We start from the raw sequence: 14,008 nt of genomic DNA, 5'->3' as shown, positions 1-14,008 counted from the left end.
CCGCCATCCATTTCCCCTCCACCCTCTAGGCATAATGCGGAAATCAGCGCCAGAAACCATTTTACACCAGATATTGATGCAAGGTATCCCTTATAGAACTATTTCTAGAACTATTCTAGGTACAATTGCATAAAAAATGTGTTTTTTATTCTATAATGCAATAAAGAATATGAAAATAAAAACAAAATAGGCAATCACATGGTGTTATCAGGCAAAGATTTAGCCGCTTACAGAAACGAGGAAATTCTGTTTCAAGGTCTTTCTTTTTGTTTATTTTCACAGCAACTTATGACAATCACCGGTCCTAATGGTATCGGAAAGTCTACATTACTCCGAATCATTGTCGGTCTTCTTGAAGCTGCTGAAGGTCATATAATACTTAAAGACCATGATCAAATATACCCTGTTGCAACTGCTTGTCATTATCTTGGTCCTCAAAATGCTATGAAACCTCTCTTATCTGTCATTGATAATTTGCAATTTTGGGCAGATTTTTACGGTCAACATTTACGTTTTGCGCATGAAGCTCTTGCCGATATTGGTCTTTCTAACCTTGAACATTTACCCTTTAACGCTCTGTCAACTGGACAACAAAGACGCGTAGCTATTGCTCGCCTTTTGCTCTCCTATCGTCCTCTTTGGATTTTAGATGAACCAATATCTGGGCTTGATAACCATGCTCAAAAACTCCTTGCTCGTATTTTCCAGCGTCATCTCAATCAAGGTGGTATGATTATCGCTGCAACTCATAATTCCATAGGCATTCCAGAAAACCATAAAATCGCTCTGGAAAAATTTTTACCTCTCTAGGAGAGAATAAAATGAAAGCACTGTTCTGGCGTGATCTTAAACTATTATTAGCGCTACAAGCCACTTCACTAACAGGATTATTGTTTTTTATCGCTGTTGTTGTCATAACCCCCTTTGCCATTGGACCAGATCCCAAAACTCTTGCACAAATAGGACCAGGTATATTGTGGTTTGGGGCCCTTCTTGCAGGACTCCTCAATCTGAACAAACTTTTCCAAATCGATCGCGATGATGGTAATCTCGACCAATTTATCCTTTCAGGAAAAAGACAAAGTTTTACACTAATTGTCTTTACAAAATGTCTTGCCCATTGGGTAGGAACAATGCTTCCTCTTATTTTTGCCACACCTATTTTAGCCCTCATGCTCCATTTAGATGTAGTAATAACTTTTACAACAATACTTACCCTTTTATGCGGAACACCAGCTATTATTTTTATTGGTGCTATAGGCGCTGCACTCGCAACCTCATTGTTGCACAGTACTTTGCTTATTTTTATCATTATCTTGCCGTGGATCATTCCAATTATGATTTTTGGTGTTTCCGCTGCTACAGCCCCAATAAACCCAAATACCTCTTTTCTCACTTCTCTAGCTCTTCTCAGCGCTTTTTCACTTCTTTTGAGTCTCTTTAGCTCTTTTGTTGCTGCGATAACGCTTAAACTTTTATCAGAATAATAAAAGATGATTGCCGCATAGCAAAACTCTGCCTATTATGAATTTTATGAATAAACTATCTCGTACATATAAAATCAGGTTACTCCCTGCAAGTTTCACCCTTTTCATGAAAATAAGCAGAGTCGTCTTACCTTGGTTGGCCGGCATAACATTGTGTTTCCTTATCTTAGGGCTTATTCTAGTGATGCATTCCCCTGATGACTATCAACAAGGCATTACTGTTAAGATTATGTACCTTCATGTACCCTTTGCGTGGTTGTCTACATTCTGCTATGTAACGATGAGTGCAGCGGCTTTAGGAAACCTGATTTGGAAATATCATCTTGCTGATGTAGCACTTAAATGTGGAGCGCCTATTGGGGCAATTTTTACCGCCTTGGCTCTCATGACAGGAGCGCTTTGGGGGCGACCTACATGGGGAACATGGTGGGTTTGGGATGCACGATTAACATCAGTTTTAATTCTGCTTTTTATCTATCTCTCCATTATCCTGCTTGGGCGTGCTTTTGACAACCAAGTAAAAGCCGCTCGTGCTACTGCAATTCTTACACTTGTTGGATTTGTTAATATCCCTGTTATTAAATTTTCCGTTAATTGGTGGAATACATTGCATCAACCAGCATCATTGTTACGTGCTGGAGGATCAACAATCGACAATGCTATGTTATGGCCCCTTATAACAATGCTCTTTTGTTTCATCTTTATGTTTATTGCTCTTTATTTGATGGCTATGCGAAATGAAATCAATCGTCATTATATCCGAATACTTCAGATTAAAAAATCCCGTCGTGCACAACAACAGGACGCTTCATCATGCTCGACCTAAATGGCATCCACGGCGGACTTTTAGGAAATCTATCTCAGAAAATTGATTTTTTCCTGAGCACCCTTAAACACGAGCAAATTGTTGTTTTAAGCTATGTGCTTTCTGCAATATCCCTCTTATGTCTTATTGGATATATTCTTTGCAAAGCCCTATACCAAAAAAAAATTCTCCAACAGCTAAACAAAAAAGAGCTGTCCCAAAAAGAAAAGTATAATGAAAAACATCCCTCTAAAACTTAAAAAAAATATATCTTTACCTGTTCTGCTTGTTTTTTTTGGACCATTTGTGCTTTTTCTTCTTCTCATGATGTTTTTTTTCAACTTTATGGATAAAAAACACCTTCAAGATTCTTCTCTTCTCCCAAACGCATTGGCTGAAAAACCTGCTCCCAATATTCATCTTCCTCTTCTTGATAAAGAAAGTTATCTCAATTCAAAACAGTTTAAAGGACGTGTTACATTGGTCAATTTTTGGGGCTCTTGGTGTTTGCCCTGTCGCGAAGAGCATCCTATTCTTATGCAAATTGCACAAGATAAACGTTTTGATCTGATTGGTATTAATTACAAAGACAATAAAACAAACGCCCTGCGCTTTTTAAACAGTTTTGGTAATCCTTTTAAATTTATTGGCTTTGATGTTTCAGGATATACAGCTATTGACTGGGGGGTGTATGGACCACCAGAAACCTTTCTCTTGAATAAAGAGAGTATTATTATTGCCAAACATGCTGGTCCCTTAACATGGCAAATTTATCAAAAAAAAATTCTACCAAAAATTGAACAAGCGATTATGACAGAAGACAAATAAAATATCGACATATTGATTTTAAATAATTTTTACCATTTTTATCTATTAAATGAAAACACCGAATACTATGAGATTTTTTCAAATTTCTTTATGTTGAATTAAAAAAATGTTTAAGAAAAGGCTAAAAATACTTTTTATGAATCATCTAAATATGAAAATAATTGGCAATATTTTAAGTTGAAAAATATAATAATGCAGACTTGTAAGTAAAAACATCCAGTTTTACCACGCTATGTATGCCGTTTTATAGAGCACCACCATTTTTACGCTTAATATAAATAGCAAGCTATTATCACCACACATTTTGCCAGCTCTTGGGTATTACGACATAGCCTTGGCACTTGAGACGATTCAGAAGGATTTTTACACCTTTTTTCGTGTTTTACCCCCACGCCAGCTCTGCTTGTAACGTGCAAGCAAGTGATTTTAATTGATGCAATATAAAAGAGATTTGCCATGAGAGAACTTTACAATATTCTGGACTCTCATTCAACATGCAAAACGATAAATTACTATTATAAATCAATATATTGAAGGTACTGTATGATATTAATACTGATTGCAAAAGAAAGATCATTGGCATACATCGAAAAAAGCTAAAGAAAGAAATATTCTAGAAGTTCATATGAGCTTATGCGTAAACTTTTATGACGCAAATAAAATAGGCTTTTGTTGCAATCATCATTTTTTAATGAAAAATGTTTGATTATGTTTTTTCTTCCAAAAATTCTTGCGCTGTAAAACGATACATTTTTGAGCAAAATTCACATGTAACTGAAATATATTTATTTTGAACCATTTTATTGCGTTCATCAATAGAAAAGCCTTCTAGGATTCCTTTAATTTTTTCGTGTGAACAAGAACATTGATCAACAAGAGAAAAAGGGTTAAAAACTCTAACACCTTGTTCATGAAAAAGACGGAACAAGAGCTGTTTACTACCGACCTGGGGATCTGTTAATTCTGAACTTTCAATCGTTTTCATGAGTATTTTAGCTTCTTGCCATTGGTTATCCAATTGGATATGAGTTTTCGTTTCTTCTCGCTTGTGATGAGACGATGATTGGGGCAAAAGTTGGGTCAAAATACCTCCAGCTCGCCAGCTTTTCTGCGGTTTTCCTTGTTGGTCACGATTAATTAATATAGCAACAGCCAAACGGATATCGGTAGGAATTTGTTCTGATTGATCAAAATAAATACGAGAAGCTTCTTGTAAATTTGATCCATCTAATGCAACTATCCCTTGATAGGGTTGCATATGGGGACCTTGATCAATTGTGAAAGCTAAAGTGCCTTTTCCTAAAAGTATTTCTGAAGAGATTTGATTATTGTCTATGGCTTGTTTAAGCTGTTCTTTATCAAAACGAGCGTATCCACGTAAACTGGAAGGAGGCGAAAAATCGCACACCAACATATTAACTGGTCCATCGGAATGAGTTTGTAAAATAAATTTTCCCGTAAGTTTTAGAGAAGTTCCAAGCAGAACCGTTAAAAGTAAAGCTTCTGCTAGAAGATAAGAAACCGGTTCAGGGTATTGATGTCTTGTGAGAATAGAATTTAAAGTTTCCCCAAGTTGTACGGCACGTCCACGGATATCAAGTTCTTCAACTTGAAAGGGAATAACACTATCATCTTCATGCAAGAAGTTGTTGTTGAGAGAGGCTTCATCTTTAGCTTGTTCACTCATAGCTTTGCCTTTTTTATATAATTTGTTGTAGGGAGGCTATTGTGGAGAGAAAAACGCATTTTGTAAACACCAAGAAAGAATTGCTTTTTGAGCATGAAGACGATTTTCAGCCTCATCGAAAACAACGGAGTGCGGTCCATCAATCACAGAATCAACCACTTCTTCACCACGATGAGCAGGAAGACAATGCATAAAAAGAGCATCAGGTTTTGCTAATTTCATGAGAGATTCATTGACTTGATAAGGCTGAAAAATAGAACGACTGCGAGCACGAAATTCTTGTCCCATGGAGACCCATGTGTCGGTCATAATACAATCAGCATCTTGAGCTGCTTTTTGGGGATCATGGGTTAGCATAAGATGTGCTCCTCGCTCACGTGCCCAATGTATAAATTTTTCCTGTGGTTCACTGCCCTTTGGAGTAGCAATACGCAAATGAAAACCAAAAAGAGCTGCGGCTTCAATTAAGGAATGGAGCACATTATTACCATCCCCCATCCACGCAAATATTTTACCAGAAATAGGCCCCCGATGCTCCTCATAGGTTAAGATATCTGCTAGAATTTGGCAAGGATGTGTATCATCTGTAAGGGCATTAATGACAGGAATTTGTGCATATTGTGCCAATTCAAGCATACGTTGGTGTTTCGTTGTTCGCAATATCACAATATCCACAAAACGGGATAAAACGCGCGCCGTATCAGCTATGGTTTCACTATGACCAAGTTGCATCTCTGAACCCGTGAGCATGATCGTATCTCCGCCAAGCTGGCGCATACTGATATCGAATGAAATACGGGTTCGTGTGGATGGTTTTTCAAAAATCATCGCGAGTGTTTTACCTATAAAAGGTTTTGAACCTTTTCCTGCCTTAAAAGATGCTTTAAGAATTTTTGCATAATCAATCAGTGCACGTGCCATTGCTGGCGTTAAAATGGATAAATCCGTGAAATGACGAAGAGCATTTGTCATATGTGTGATATTTGTCTTTCTTTATTTATTTGCGAAAGATAGGAAATTGCTTTTTCAATACGATGCAAACTTTCATCTATTTCTTCTTCCCTAATGATAAGAGGAGGCAATAAGCGCACAACATTGTTGTTGGCTGCAACGCTTAAGAGATATTCATTTTCCAAAGCATTAACGACAAGATTTGAAGGCACAACACATTGAAGACCCAACATAAGCCCCATCCCCTGAACTGCGCAGATAATATCAGGATAGATATTGAGAATGTGCAAAAGCCCATTTTTTAGTTTATCACCCATGCGCTGAACATGGATGAGAAAACTTGGCTCTAACAAAACATCAAGAACACTATTTCCTACAGCCATTCCAAGCAAATTTCCTCCAAAGGTTGATCCATGCGTTCCAAGTATCATACTTTTTGCAACTTTATCCGTTGCAAGGCAAGCGCCCAATGGAAATCCACCTCCTAGTCCTTTTGCGAGGGTAAGAATATCAGGCGTGACATCACTCCATTCATAAGCAAAAAGCTTTCCTGTTCGTCCCATGCCCGTTTGCACTTCATCCAAAATCAACAACAGACCATTATCATCGCATATTTTACGCAAAAATCTTAAATATTCATGAGAAACCGTTCGTATTCCTCCTTCTCCTTGAATAGGTTCAATAAGAATAGCGGCGGTATTTTTATTAATAGCGTTACGCAAAGCGATTTCATCACAAAAAGGTACTTGAATAAATCCACCAGCTTTAGGTCCAAAGCCTTCAAGATACTTTTCATGCCCAGTCGCAGCAAGTGCAGCAAGTGTACGTCCATGAAATGCCCCTTCAAAAGTAATTATTTCAATGCGTTCTGAATGACCAGCAGCATAGTAATAATGGCGTGCCGTTTTGAATGCGCACTCCAATGCTTCAGTGCCTGAATTGCAGAAAAAAACCTTATCCGCAAAACTATTTGCACAAAGCCGCGTGGCAAAAGATGCTTGTTCAGGAGATTGAAAAATATTAGAAACATGCCAAAGTTTTTCAGCTTGTATCTTGAGCGTATCAACCAATTTTGGATGTGAATATCCTAATGCATTAACAGCAATGCCAGATGTGAAATCAAGATAATGGTCTCCTTTATCGGAAATAAGCCATACACCATGCCCCTGTTCAAAATGCAAATTTCGTCTTGCGAAGCATTCATAAAGTGGTTGTATAGAGACGGCATCCATCATAATTCCCTTTATATTTTAGTCTTTTCAATATATATATAAAGCAACACTACAAATAAAACAGCATGGTATATTTCGTTACGGTGCTTTCAACATTTCATTACGATTAGTGATTACACCTATAGAATAGATCATTACACCAATTGAAAAAAAGTCAATGAAGGTTCTACAAATAAGCATTTTGGGAAAAAGCCTTAAACAAAAGTGAAAGTTTAACCTATGATTGATTTGCAAGTTGGGGAAAACATTCTAAATAAACTCTTCAAGAGGTAAAGACTCTTGTCATAGAGTGAGTGCATATTGTAATTTACAATATAATAAGCAAGATGATGTGTTTTGATTTGTAAATCCACAGGTTGGATGATTTTTTTATGCTCACGTAGAGTGTAAAGTTCTTTCATTCAGCGTAATGAAAACATTATTTAAACATTTGAAGATGCAACGGGGGAGAGCATCTTAGTGACGTAATCGGAATGGAGTGCTGGTATGGGTTGGACATGTGAACGCGTTGAGCTTCTTAAAAAGCTTTGGAGTGAAGGGTTAAGTGCAAGTCAAATTGCTGCTCAATTAGGTGGGGTCAGCAGAAATGCAGTCATCGGCAAAGTACATCGATTAAAGTTACCAGGACGTGGTAAGACAGCACAAGGAAGCACGCGTGCGCAAAAAACTCCCGTGGGAAGTAGCAGCCCATCATCTCCACGTGTGCGTCGCAACACATCCACGGTATCGCCAATAAACACATCATCTGTAAGTATTGAAGAAACCGCTTTAAAGACAGAATTTGTAGTGGAAGATGTAAAAGAAGTTGATATGTCCACAAAATCCAATGTAGTTGTGCCTATATCACGTCAACTTAATCTTCTACAATTGAGTGAAAATACATGTAGATGGCCGGTTGGCGATCCATTATCAGCAGATTTTCATTTTTGTGGTGCAGATTCTGATGAAAATAGCCCCTATTGTGCCTTTCATGCTAAGCTAGCATTTCAACCAATATCTGAAAGACGTCGGATAAGAGTGTAATATCCTCAATTGAATCTCGTATTCTACGCCTTCTGCGCTTCGCTATTAAATTTTAATTATCGAATTATTATGAGAAAGAAATTTAATGGAGCTTTTAATAAATGAAAAAATTTCTTCATGAAACTATTCAACGAAACTGTATCTTTTGGTGCTATTGCGCAGCTGTGTGTTGTAAAGTTATATTCCTGTTTATTTTCACAGTTTTCTTTAATTTAGTTGTACTGCTTTTAACACTATCCATAGTGACATCTTTTGAATAAGCTAGTTTCTCAATTTCTCATGTTTTTATTCTTCGTGTATTTATATAGAGTAATGCTGTGGTTTATAAAAATAATTTATCGCTTTGCAACCTGAATGAGATCCATTTATATCTCTCTCATTTTAAGTCCTCTTATATTGAATCAATCAAAATCTTTTGTTTGGGCGTCACGAGCGAGATGAGAACTGTGGAGAGTTAAAAACACTTAAAGAAAAGCATGCCTCTTATAAATGCTTTCAAGTGCCAAGGACTTAAAGGGTTGTTGCAACATTGGGAGATGGCAAAGTGTGTGATGATGCCAGATTGCCCTTTTATTAAGTATAAAGATAGGGTGTGCTTCATGGATTTATCATTATACTCTTCATGGATGCCGTCGCAAAATAGGCTTGGGAGCGTTGAGAGATGTTTCTTTAAAACAAGCCTGTGAATATATGCAATTCAATATCATTCTGTTTTGCGTGAGGGATGTGCCCCGTTAAAGAATGCGATAAACAAAAGCGTGAAGCAATACGTAGAATGTAAAATAATATCTTTATAATTTTTTATAAAAAATTATAAAGAAGGGAATATTGTATTCAAGGCTCTTACGAAATATACAAAAACAATAAATTATAAGTATAAATAAATATAAAATCTAGAGCGACCACAATAACATCACTTTCCTTCTCCCGACACAAAACGGCGCAACCAAACATAAAGCGCACCTTCTCCGCCATGCTGACGCGCTGCTTGCTCAAACGCGTGGACATAGTATCGAAAAGCTGGTGTTGATAACCAATACGGAACAAATCTATACAAAGCTCCATCGCTCCCAACGGATCGTCCTTTTCCTGTAATCACAAGGACATAACGCAATCCTCTCTGCTGAGAGGACTGTAGAAATTTTTTTAAGAAAAAATAAGCTTCTTCCTGCATATAACCATGGAGATCAAGACGCGCCTCAAGAGGACAACGACCTTGGGAAATTTTACGATATGCAACATGATCAAAGAAATGAATCTTTTGTGCTTGTGTAACTGACCTCTTTTCTCTTTTAATAATTGTCGAGGGTTGTTGATTTTCCTGAGACAATGAGGAGATTTGAGTTACAGGCTGTTTTTTATCATTAATATTTGCAATAGTTTCTGAAGCAGAAGAGAGCATCTTACCGTGAAGCGGTGTTATCGTACGACAAACCATCTCCCATAAAAGACGATCTTGTGAAGCCAATAAATCTCTTTTTTGTCTCCATTTACTTGAGGACATTTTAATTTCTCATAAATCATTGAATGCTTATGGAAGAAAAACAAAAAGTATTTTAATTTTCATTTTCTGTAGCAAAAAGCTTCCAGTTGGGATCTGACGATAAACTATTGCGAACAAAAGTCCAAATATCCCTGATTTCTATAATAGCATCAGGATCACCGTCTATACGCTCGCCCTGTTCATTATAAGTAACAGAAATCATCTCACTGACAATACGTATCGTTAAAAGTTCATCTTTTTCTTGTATTGCCGCCGCAACAAATTCGGCCTTATTAATTCCAACAAAAGTGAATTCTATTCTTTCTTTATTTTTTTCTCGTTGCTCAATAGCCATACAAAAGCTCTCAAAAACATCCTGACAAAGCAAGCTTTTAAGTTGATTGCGATCACCTTTGGCAAAAGCTGTTACAATCATTTCATACGCAATTTGTGCACCTTTTATAAAAAGTTGAGGAGAAAAATGAGGATCAATTCTATGCAATTCCCGCAAATTTTTATTCAAAACACTCCCCTCCGGTGAAATTTTATCAATTTCACTAAAGTCGTCTTTTTGTGAATTTTTCTGATGAGGGAACGAAACAATATTATCAGCCGTTTCTGCTTCAACTTGTTTTTTAGAACGTCGTGAATAAGGATCAAAGGGTGGCTTTTCAAACCCAATTCGTTTCCCTAATACATTACGGAGTTGCACAAAAATAACAACCATAACAACAAGAGCGATGACAAGTATAACGTCAAATTCCATAGGCGCTGTCAATCTCCAAAGCTTAAGTCTCTAATAAACATTGCAGTCAATACCATTTATCAATAAATATGTAAAATAAGGAATCTTATCATTCAAATATTTTTATAGATTTTGTATTTAAACGGAGTTCTCTTAAGAATTTCTCCCCCCTACTCATCTAGAAGGAAACTTTCATGTGATAAAACTTTATTCTATAAATCCTCGTTTTTTTGTTGTTATCTTTCTTTGCATTCTTTTAATCGAGATTGCTGGTTTTATCTTTGTTGGTCAAGAAATTGGTATTTTGGCAACCTTGAGCTTGGTTATTCTCACAACCATAGTTGGGGTTGTTTTATTGCGAATTCAAGGGATTAGCCTCTTAAAAAATATACAAAATGAACTTATCCAAGGACGCACATTAGAAAATAATATTATTAATGATGCTTTCATCATGTTTAGTGCAATTTTACTTATTCTTCCCGGCTTTGTAACTGACCTCTTGGGAATATTACTTCTTATTAAACCAATTCGCTCTGTTGCTTGGCATTTCTTTGCATCATTAAAAAACAAAATGAATCCCAATACTAAAAGAAAAAATGACTCTGAAAAAATAATTGATCTAAAAGCAGAAGATTACACAATTCATGATACGACAGAATCTCCATGGCGCAAAAATGATGATAACCATTGAAATGCCTAAAAAATCTGTAACAAACTAAAAAAATATTCAAGATAAAGAGCGCATTTCTTGCAACCTTTTGCAAGGCGTGATAACCAATCTGGTCTTTAGATCTAAAATAAATATACATATTATAATGGAAGAGGTTTGTCGTATGGCCGAAGATGAAATGAATAACAGTGGTGGAGAGCCGGTTTTTGCTGTATTAACTCAATATTTAAAAGATTTATCATTCGAAAACCCTGGTGCTCCTCGTTCATTACGTGCACGTGAAAAATCACCACAAATTGATATCAATATTAACGTCAATGCTAACCCAATTGGTGATGACAATTATGATGTCGTTTTGTCTCTCTCCGTCAAAGCCAATGATGAAACTGAAACCTTATTTCATGTAGAACTTATTTACGGTGGTGTTTTTCACCTTAAAAACATTCCACAAGAACATGTTATGCCACTGGTCTTTATTGAATGTCCCCGTCTTTTATTTCCATTTGCTCGCCAAATTATATCTGATGCTACTCAAAGTGGTGGTTTTCCACCTTTGTGGATTGATCCTATCGATTTTGCAGCACTCTTCCAAAAGCGTCTTTCTGAAGAGCAAAAAGACAATCAAATACAGCCCTCTTAAAAAATTTATTTTTTTTTGCTATCAAAAAGCCCCTTGATATATTATTGGTATATTAGGGGCTTTTTTCCTTTAGACGACTTTTGCGGCATGATAAGCCGCAAGCATTGCAATATTGACAACATCTGTATCGCTTCCACTAAACGGTACAATTTGGACAGATTTTTCCAATCCAATTAAAATAGGACCAATGATAGTTGCTTCACCGAGTTCTTGTAACATTTTGCTTGCAATGGAAGATGCGTGATATCCAGGCATAACCAAAATGTTAGCAGGCTCCGTTAATCCCATAAATGGATATTGCTGCATCAATTTGGAATTGAGTGCCACATCAGCACTCATTTCTCCATCAAACTCAAAATCAACTTTGCGTTCATGCAAAATATTAATCGCATCCTGAATTTGCTGCGTCGTCTTCCCTTTCATATAACTAAATGTAGAAAATGCTAAAAATGCTACCCGTGGTTGATATCCAAATCCTCGCACAAATGAAGCTGCTTGTTCAGCTATATCTGCAAGTTCTTCAGCATTAGGATTTTCATAAACGGCTGTATCCGTAATAAACACAATTCGTCCACGGCAAATAGCCATTGAAATACCAATCAATCGTTCTTTTGGTTTTTCATCAATTGCACGACGTATATCGATCAACGCTGTTTCATAATTGCGTGTCACCCCTGTAACCATTGCATCAGCATCTCCTAGTGCCACCATACACGCAGCAAAATAATTGCGATCATTATTGATACGACGATGACAATCACGCAACAGCCAACCTTGACGCTGCATTTTTTTATAAAGATAATTCGCATAAGCATCTGTACGGCAAGAAAGCTTAGCATTCATAATAGAAATACCTTCACGCTCCAGATCAATTCCAGCGATAACAGCCGCTTCTCTTACTTGCTCTTCACGACCAACCAAAATTGCTTGTCCCAATTTTTGATGAACATAGGAAACGGCTGCCCGCATAACTTGCTCTTCTTCACCTTCTGCAAATACAATTTGTTTTGGCGCTTGACGAACATGGTTATAAACCCTACGCATCATCGAGGAAGTAGGATCACGTCTCGCATTCAAATCGCGCTCATAGGCCTCTAAATCATCTATGTTCTTTTGCGCAACACCGCTTTCCATTGCTGCTTTTGCTACCGCTATTGAAACAACCGTAAATAAACGCGGATCAAAAGGAACAGGGATGATATAGTTAGGACCAAACTTTAATCGCTTTCCATAATAAGCTTCTGCAACGCTGTCAGGCACTTCTTCATGCGCTAAATTAGCAAGAGCCTTTGCCGCAGCAATCTTCATGGCTTCATTAATAACTCTTGCACGCACATCAAGCGCACCACGAAATATATAAGGAAAACAAAGAACATTATTAATCTGATTTGGATAATCGGAACGCCCTGTTGCGACAATGGCATCATGACGCACTTGCATAACCTCTTCCGGCGTAATTTCTGGATCGGGATTAGCCATAGCAAAAATGATCGGCTGGGGTGCCATGGATCTTACCATTTCAGGAGTAAGAGCACCTTTAGCAGAAACCCCAAAAAATATATCTGCACCTTCCATTGCTTCCATAAGCGTACGTTTATCTGTTTGAATAGCATGCGCAGATTTCCACTGATTCATTCCCTCTTTGCGGCCTTCATAGACCACACCCTTTGTGTCACATAATATGATATTTTCGGAACGAAAGCCCATCGCTTTAATCAGTTCAATACAAGCAATCCCTGCAGAACCAGCACCATTACAGACTAACCGCGTATTTTGCATATCGCGCCCTGTTAAAGTCAAAGCATTGAGAACACCCGCAGCAACAATAATCGCTGTACCGTGTTGATCATCGTGAAAAACAGGTATATTCATCACCTCGCGTAGGCGGCTTTCAATCATAAAGCACTCTGGCGCCTTAATGTCTTCAAGATTAATTCCACCAAAAGAAGGTTCTAAATGACGCACTAAATTGATAAAACTTTCTGTATCGTTTATATCAATTTCTAAATCAATGGAATCAATATCCGCAAAACGCTTAAACAGCACTGCTTTGCCTTCCATGACCGGCTTAGAGGCAAGTGCACCTAAATTGCCTAACCCTAAAATAGCTGTACCATTTGAAATAACAGCAACAAGATTGCCTTTTGCTGTATAATCATAAGCTAGCGCTGGATTTTGAGCAATTGCCTTAACTGGAACGGCAACACCTGGTGAATAAGCAAGTGCTAAATCATGCTGTGTTGCCATAGACTTTGTTGCAACAATCTCAAGCTTTCCTGGTCGACCACGACTATGAAAATCTAGAGCTTCTCTTTCGCTCGCACTGTAAACAGTTTGAGACATTTTCTGATCTTGCTCGCTCTTTTTCATCTCACTTTATTTTCTCCAAAAACAGTGTAAATTTTGCTTGATAATGCGTATAGTCATTAAATTTGATTCATATATTAGAAATCGCTA

Annotated in this window: 14 protein-coding genes and 1 pseudogene; 9 read left to right on the top strand and 6 right to left on the bottom strand. The window is 37.3% G+C overall.

The features are described from left to right. The first annotated feature begins 198 nt into the window (after nucleotides 1–198). The 5 genes from ccmA to ACFINW_RS01615 are packed head-to-tail and all read left to right on the top strand — an operon-like array spanning nucleotide 199 to nucleotide 3,120. Nucleotides 199–810 carry a heme ABC exporter ATP-binding protein CcmA gene (ccmA, locus tag ACFINW_RS01635; protein WP_375611428.1) on the top strand — a complete coding sequence of 204 codons (612 nt, stop codon included), beginning with the start codon at nucleotides 199–201 and terminating at the stop codon, nucleotides 808–810. Nucleotides 811–821: 11 nt separating this feature from the next. Beyond that, entirely contained in the window at nucleotides 822–1,487 is a 666-nt protein-coding gene (gene ccmB / locus ACFINW_RS01630; RefSeq protein ID WP_375611427.1) for a heme exporter protein CcmB, read from the top strand. A gap of 46 nt (nucleotides 1,488–1,533) precedes the next feature. Beyond that, complete coding sequence (locus ACFINW_RS01625; RefSeq protein ID WP_375611426.1) at nucleotides 1,534–2,313, top strand: heme ABC transporter permease; 780 nt, start codon at nucleotides 1,534–1,536, stop codon at nucleotides 2,311–2,313. After that, nucleotides 2,301–2,552 (top strand): hypothetical protein, encoded by a 252-nt coding sequence (locus ACFINW_RS01620; RefSeq protein WP_375612828.1) that lies wholly within the window; start codon nucleotides 2,301–2,303, stop codon nucleotides 2,550–2,552. The genes ACFINW_RS01625 and ACFINW_RS01620 overlap by 13 nt, the downstream gene beginning before the upstream one ends. After that, complete coding sequence (locus tag ACFINW_RS01615) at nucleotides 2,527–3,120, top strand: DsbE family thiol:disulfide interchange protein (RefSeq protein WP_375620841.1); 594 nt, start codon at nucleotides 2,527–2,529, stop codon at nucleotides 3,118–3,120. Before ACFINW_RS01620 ends, ACFINW_RS01615 begins: the two co-directional genes overlap by 26 nt. 706 nt (nucleotides 3,121–3,826) lie before the next feature. Here the strand turns inward: ACFINW_RS01615 and ACFINW_RS01610 are convergent. Genes ACFINW_RS01610 through ACFINW_RS01600 form a run of 3 tightly spaced genes read right to left on the bottom strand, consistent with a single transcriptional unit; the run spans nucleotide 3,827 to nucleotide 6,990 of the window. Continuing rightward, on the bottom strand, nucleotides 3,827–4,807 hold the full coding sequence (locus tag ACFINW_RS01610) for an Hsp33 family molecular chaperone (RefSeq protein ID WP_375620842.1): 981 nt from the start codon (nucleotides 4,805–4,807) through the stop codon (nucleotides 3,827–3,829). Between the two features lie 36 nt (nucleotides 4,808–4,843). Then, the gene (gene argF / locus ACFINW_RS01605; RefSeq protein ID WP_375620843.1) at nucleotides 4,844–5,779 is read right to left on the bottom strand and encodes an ornithine carbamoyltransferase; all 936 of its coding nucleotides are present in this window, start codon (nucleotides 5,777–5,779) and stop codon (nucleotides 4,844–4,846) included. Then, on the bottom strand, nucleotides 5,776–6,990 hold the full coding sequence (locus tag ACFINW_RS01600; protein WP_375640015.1) for an aspartate aminotransferase family protein: 1,215 nt from the start codon (nucleotides 6,988–6,990) through the stop codon (nucleotides 5,776–5,778). Before ACFINW_RS01600 ends, argF begins: the two co-directional genes overlap by 4 nt. 486 nt (nucleotides 6,991–7,476) lie before the next feature. Between ACFINW_RS01600 and ACFINW_RS01595 the strand changes: the two genes are divergently transcribed. Both ACFINW_RS01595 and ACFINW_RS01590 read left to right on the top strand, forming a co-directional pair. Next, the gene (locus ACFINW_RS01595; protein WP_375617530.1) at nucleotides 7,477–8,013 is read left to right on the top strand and encodes a GcrA family cell cycle regulator; all 537 of its coding nucleotides are present in this window, start codon (nucleotides 7,477–7,479) and stop codon (nucleotides 8,011–8,013) included. 529 nt (nucleotides 8,014–8,542) lie between these two features. After that, nucleotides 8,543–8,791 (top strand): annotated as a pseudogene (locus ACFINW_RS01590) (Arm DNA-binding domain-containing protein); the annotation flags it as partial. A gap of 135 nt (nucleotides 8,792–8,926) precedes the next feature. Here the strand turns inward: ACFINW_RS01590 and ACFINW_RS01585 are convergent. Further along, on the bottom strand, nucleotides 8,927–9,517 hold the full coding sequence (locus ACFINW_RS01585) for a Smr/MutS family protein (protein WP_375611420.1): 591 nt from the start codon (nucleotides 9,515–9,517) through the stop codon (nucleotides 8,927–8,929). Between the two features lie 52 nt (nucleotides 9,518–9,569). Then, nucleotides 9,570–10,262: a Tim44/TimA family putative adaptor protein gene (locus tag ACFINW_RS01580; RefSeq protein WP_375639703.1), complete on the bottom strand. Its 693-nt coding sequence runs from the start codon at nucleotides 10,260–10,262 to the stop codon at nucleotides 9,570–9,572. A 175-nt stretch (nucleotides 10,263–10,437) separates the two neighbouring features. Here ACFINW_RS01580 and ACFINW_RS01575 point away from each other — a divergent pair, with 175 nt between their 5' ends. Next, the gene (locus ACFINW_RS01575; protein ID WP_375612822.1) at nucleotides 10,438–10,932 is read left to right on the top strand and encodes an FxsA family protein; all 495 of its coding nucleotides are present in this window, start codon (nucleotides 10,438–10,440) and stop codon (nucleotides 10,930–10,932) included. 142 nt (nucleotides 10,933–11,074) lie between these two features. Further along, nucleotides 11,075–11,551: a protein-export chaperone SecB gene (gene secB / locus ACFINW_RS01570; RefSeq protein ID WP_375611417.1), complete on the top strand. Its 477-nt coding sequence runs from the start codon at nucleotides 11,075–11,077 to the stop codon at nucleotides 11,549–11,551. A 69-nt stretch (nucleotides 11,552–11,620) separates the two neighbouring features. On the opposite strand, the gene ACFINW_RS01565 is transcribed toward secB, so the two are convergent. Next, the gene (locus ACFINW_RS01565; RefSeq protein ID WP_375639707.1) at nucleotides 11,621–13,921 is read right to left on the bottom strand and encodes an NADP-dependent malic enzyme; all 2,301 of its coding nucleotides are present in this window, start codon (nucleotides 13,919–13,921) and stop codon (nucleotides 11,621–11,623) included. Between the last annotated feature and the right edge of the window lie 87 nt (nucleotides 13,922–14,008).

This window comes from Bartonella sp. AA18HLJMS (assembly GCF_042197245.1).
Taxonomy (GTDB): Bacteria; Pseudomonadota; Alphaproteobacteria; order Rhizobiales; family Rhizobiaceae; genus Bartonella.
This window is presented reverse-complemented; position numbering and strand designations above follow the sequence as displayed.